Origin of the sequence: Psychrobacter sp. FME13 (genome assembly GCF_014861395.1) — a bacterium.
GTDB lineage: Bacteria > Pseudomonadota > Gammaproteobacteria > Pseudomonadales > Moraxellaceae > Psychrobacter.
In genome coordinates, this window is sequence record NZ_RRYV01000189.1 from 1 (window position 1) to 5,202 (window position 5,202).

A 5,202-nucleotide genomic window follows, 5' to 3' on the forward strand; every position below is an offset into this window, starting at 1 on the left:
GCATTGCCACGCGATATGATAAGCTCAAAGATAGCTATGCAGCGGCGGTAATGCTTGCTTGTGTCTTTATCTGGTTGCCCCTGATTTGAATTCTATACACACCCTAGTGAGGTGCTCTTCTTTTTTCAATCACTTTCGAAGTTGAGAGTGGGGTTAGATAAGTATTTATATCGCTTTGTAAAACGAATCACCTTTTATAAAGCCATATGAATACAAGCATCACTTATGATTTTGCTTACTTATTGAACGTATCTTTATCGCCCCCTTTAGCAAATAGGAAACCTATCAACGATGGCACATGACCATATCGCAATACGCGGCGCACGCACACACAATCTAAAAAATATCGACCTAGACATTCCACGAGATAAATTTGTGGTGATTACGGGTCTATCAGGCTCTGGTAAATCTTCGCTCGCATTTGACACCTTATATGCCGAAGGGCAACGCCGTTATGTTGAGAGCCTATCTGCTTACGCGCGCCAATTCCTCTCGCAAATGGAAAAACCTGAGGTCGATAGTATCGAGGGTCTGTCCCCTGCGATTGCTATTGAGCAAAAATCGACCAACCACAACCCACGCTCTACGGTCGGCACGATTACCGAGATTTATGATTACTTACGTCTGCTCTATGCACGCATCGGTACGCCATACTGTCCTGAACATGGCGAGCCAATGGTGGCGCAGTCAGTCACCGAAATGGTCGATCAAATTATGGCATTGCCAGCTGATACCAAGCTTATGATATTGGCACCCGTTATTCGTGAGCGTAAAGGTGAGCATACTGTCTTGCTTGAGCAGCTCATCGGTCAAGGTTTTGTACGGGTACGTGTCGACGGTGATGTCTATGATACTGACGAGCTGCCGACGCTGGATAAGAAAAAGAAACATACCATCGAAGTCGTGGTTGACCGTTTTAAAGTCCGTGACGACTTGGGTAACCGTGTCGCTGAAAGTTTGGAAACAGCTCTTCGCTTGGGTCAAGGACTGGTTACCCTACACTTCATGGATGGTAATCCAAAAGAAGGTGGTGATGACAATCAAGTCATGTCGGCTAAGCACTCCTGCCCTGTCTGTGACCGTGCCGTACCAGAGCTTGAGCCGCGCATGTTCAGTTTTAATAATCCATACGGCGCGTGTCCAAGCTGTGATGGCCTTGGCAAACGTCAATACTTCTCTGCTGAGAAGCTGATCACTCATCACGAAAAATCGCTCAATCAAGGCGCGATTAATGGTTGGGACAAACGCCATGCTTACTATTTTGGCTTACTAAGTACAGTCTGTCAGCATTTCGATATTGATATGGATGCCCCATGGCAAGACCTGAGTAAAAAACAGCAAGACCTCATCATGCAAGGTTCTGGTAAAGAGAAACTAACCTTTAACTTTACCGATGAGCGCGGTCGCAAAACCAATAAAACCGTTCCATTTGAAGGAGTGCTTCCGTATTTAGAACGCCGTTATGCCAAGACACAAAGCAACCTCGTTCGTGATGAGCTGGCAAAATACTTGGCAGATACCACTTGTAATGTCTGCGATGGCGCGCGTCTCAATGAAATCTCGCGCAATGTCCGTGTCGATGGACAAACCATCGCAGAAATCGTCAAACTCTCTATCGGTGATGCTGCCGACTATTATAAGACCCTAAAAATCGATGGTCATAAAGGCGAAGTCGCAGAAAAAATCTTTAAAGAGATCAACGAGCGTTTGAATTTCCTAGTAAGTGTTGGCCTAGACTATCTGACACTCGCCCGCTCTGCCGAAACCTTATCAGGCGGTGAAGCGCAGCGTATCAGACTTGCCAGTCAAATTGGTGCTGGTCTCATGGGCGTCATGTATGTACTCGATGAGCCATCTATCGGCCTACATCAACGTGACAATGATCGCCTGCTAAAAACCCTCACGCGCTTGCGTGATTTGGGTAATACCGTACTGGTCGTAGAACACGATGAAGATGCGATTCGCCAAGCGGATCACGTCATCGACATCGGTATCGGTGCGGGTGTGCATGGTGGTCACGTGATTGCACAAGGTACAGTCGATGACATCATGGCAAATAAAGAATCGCTGACTGGGCAATACATGTCTGGTAAGAAAAAAATTGAAATTCCAACCGTTCGTCATACTGCCAAAACCATGGATGTCGAAGTCAAAGGTAAGGCTAAATCCAAAAAAGCCCCGATGACCATCGAGCTAAAAGGCGCCTCAGGCAATAATTTGCATAAGGTGGATTTGACCATACCTGTCGGTGTCATGACTTGTGTGACTGGCGTATCTGGTTCGGGTAAATCGACGCTGATTAACCGCACACTTATGCCGTTGGCGGCGACGCAATTAAATAATGCCTCAACCCTGATCGCCGATAAATTTGAAAGTATTAGCGGTCTTGAGCATTTGGACAAAATGGTCGATATCGATCAAAGCCCAATTGGTCGTACACCGCGCTCAAACCCTGCAACTTATACTGGCGTGTTTACCCCTGTGCGTGAGATGTTCGCACAGACACAAGAAGCGCGTGCTCGTGGCTATAAGCCTGGTCGTTTTAGCTTTAACGTAAAAGGCGGACGCTGTGAAATGTGTCAAGGTGATGGTCTTATCAAAGTTGAGATGCATTTCTTACCAGATATGTATGTGCCCTGCGATAGCTGTGAGGGCAAGCGCTACAACCGTGAGACGTTAGAGATTCACTATAAAGGCAAGAGTATCGCTGAAGTGCTTGACATGACCGTTGAAGATGCCACTGAGTTTTTCTCAGCGATTCCAGCGATTTATCGTCGTCTGCAAGCCTTGATGGATGTTGGTCTAGGCTATATTCGCTTGGGTCAGTCTGCACCAACCTTATCTGGTGGTGAAGCGCAACGGGTTAAACTGGCTCGTGAACTGGCCAAGCGTGATACTGGACAGACGCTCTATATCTTAGATGAGCCAACGACCGGCTTGCACTTCCATGATATCGATAAGTTGCTCACTATTCTGCATGCCCTACGTGATAAAGGTAATACCATCGTGGTCATCGAGCACAACTTAGATGTAATCAAAACGGCAGATTGGGTGATTGATCTCGGCCCTGAAGGCGGTAAAGGTGGTGGTATGATCATCGCCGAAGGCACGCCTGAGCAAGTGGCAGAAGTTAAAGAATCCTATACTGGTGTATTCTTAAAACCGATGCTTGAGCAAGGTATGAAAGAAGTCAGCTAGTTTTATTCTAAATTTATAACGACATCAGAGCTATCCTATCAGGATGGCTTTTTTGTTGAACGAGTGATTAGGCAATGAAGAATACTCTTACTTTTATTTGTCAACTATAGGCGATTCACTATAAAGTAAATACAGCGATACGAATGATATAGTTGAGTTCAAATAATTTCGATATAAGGAAACCGATTGCAAGCGATACATTAGTATGGTTAGCGAGTATGACGATGTAGCGGATTTATATGGATTTGACTATATTTTGCGCAGCCTTTTCCTGTACAAGCACAGCAAGCAAAAAAATGTATCTTTGTATCGCTACACCTCTTTTATGTAGGATTGACTATGACGTACACACATATAACCTATATCCGTAACGCGTATAAATTTATAACCATTTTTTTCAATTAACGACTCGACATAATGATGAGACATGACATGGATCAACACACCAAAGCAAAAGGCAATAACTCAAACTTGATGATTCATTTAGGGCCAGAAGCGCTCATTATTCATAACCGTTATCAAGTCCTCAGTATTGTTAATGATATATTGATTGGTGTTTGGTTTTTGGTAGGGAGTATTATGTTTTTATATCCCTCATGGAAAGAGATCGGAACGTATCTGTTTATTGCTGGTAGCGTGGAGATGTTGATTCGTCCTGTCACACACTTTGCCCACCGCGTGCACCTAAAGAAATATACCACGGTAAATATCGCTACTTCTAATGATACTCTGAGTCTATTTTAAGACGTGGCAGGTAGGATGTGGCAAATCTTGAGAAACGACTTTTAGAGCTTGTTGATACTGAAGAACTTCGGACTATTGCGCTAACTGGTGAATGAATGATCTAGGCCCTGAAGGCGTTAAAAATAGTGGGATGATTATCGTGAAAGGCTACTCTTTATAGGGCGGCCTTTTTATTGAGTGGTATTAAGATATCAATTTTCAAACTATACGGTTCTGTTGCGTTACCTTTCTTAATCTTTATTAAAGATACTTAAAAGTCGAATGTATTAATATTTAAATGCTTCAACATTATGCGTAAACACATACGAGATAGAAACAACTAATTAATAACGATATAGCACGCACGAATTGATGCTCATCACTCTTGTATGACCTCTGAAACTCTTAAGGATCTCTCATGAAAAAACTACTATTTATCGTCTTAGCATCTACTGTTGGCGTTGCTGCCTGTGCATCAAGCGGAACATCAAACGGCACAAGCGATCACCAGCATCAAAGACCAGCTATGTCAGCGGATATGAAACAAGCCATGGACGATTGCGCTAGAAACAATGGTGTGAAAATGACTAAAGATAGTCGCCCAAACAAAAGTGATATGAAGAAAATAGATTCGTGCATGAGTGCAAAAGGCTATGACAAGCCTGCAGGCCAAAGTCGTCACTAATAACTGATGTTTTTTAGATACTCATTGATAAAAGGCCACTCTTTATAGGGTGGTTTTTTTGTTCTAAATTTGACTAAGGCTTAATTCTGTAGTGGTCACACATCTTATCTCTTATACCTTGAAGCATAACGTTCGCTTTAATCGATAGGCTCTATATTAAAAATAATTACATTAGCATGCATACTCTAAATTCTGGGAGTCTGCTGATAAAAGTCCATATATGGTGGTTATTAGTTCGTTTGTTCATTTCGTATTAATACAAATGCTAGCAATCATCGCCTATATTATTGCGAATGCAGCAAGCTATACTTCATTTCCATTTTTCATTCCGTCTATTTTAAATGATGTGTTCATCATTCTAATTAGGCTTTTGGGTTATGGTTTATGGTTTATTTCTTTATAGTTTATTATTAGCTACGTCTGCTTGTATGGCTATCTATCGGATGTCAGGGCTATATGCTACTTTCAAAGCTAAAGATGAGTTAGAATAAAAACCAACAATAGTAATATATTACATAACCACTTATGAATAGCGAAAACCCCCCCTATGGCAGGATAGTTGTCACCCCTAAATAATAATTCCAAAGGGGACAATG

3 protein-coding genes and 1 pseudogene are annotated in these 5,202 nt (G+C 42.7%); all 4 read left to right on the top strand.

From position 1 onward, the window contains the following. Positions 1 to 89: pseudogene (locus EI164_RS14465) on the top strand (IS5/IS1182 family transposase); the annotation flags it as partial. 202 nt (positions 90 to 291) lie between these two features. Then, positions 292 to 3,198, top strand: coding sequence for an excinuclease ABC subunit UvrA (gene uvrA, locus EI164_RS14470; RefSeq protein WP_192520628.1), 2,907 nt, complete (start codon positions 292 to 294; stop codon positions 3,196 to 3,198). 432 nt (positions 3,199 to 3,630) lie between these two features. Then, on the top strand, positions 3,631 to 3,942 hold the full coding sequence (locus EI164_RS14475) for a YrhK family protein (RefSeq protein ID WP_192520629.1): 312 nt from the start codon (positions 3,631 to 3,633) through the stop codon (positions 3,940 to 3,942). A 397-nt stretch (positions 3,943 to 4,339) separates the two neighbouring features. After that, positions 4,340 to 4,606, top strand: coding sequence for a hypothetical protein (locus EI164_RS14480; RefSeq protein WP_192520630.1), 267 nt, complete (start codon positions 4,340 to 4,342; stop codon positions 4,604 to 4,606). Positions 4,607 to 5,202 lie beyond the last annotated feature (596 nt).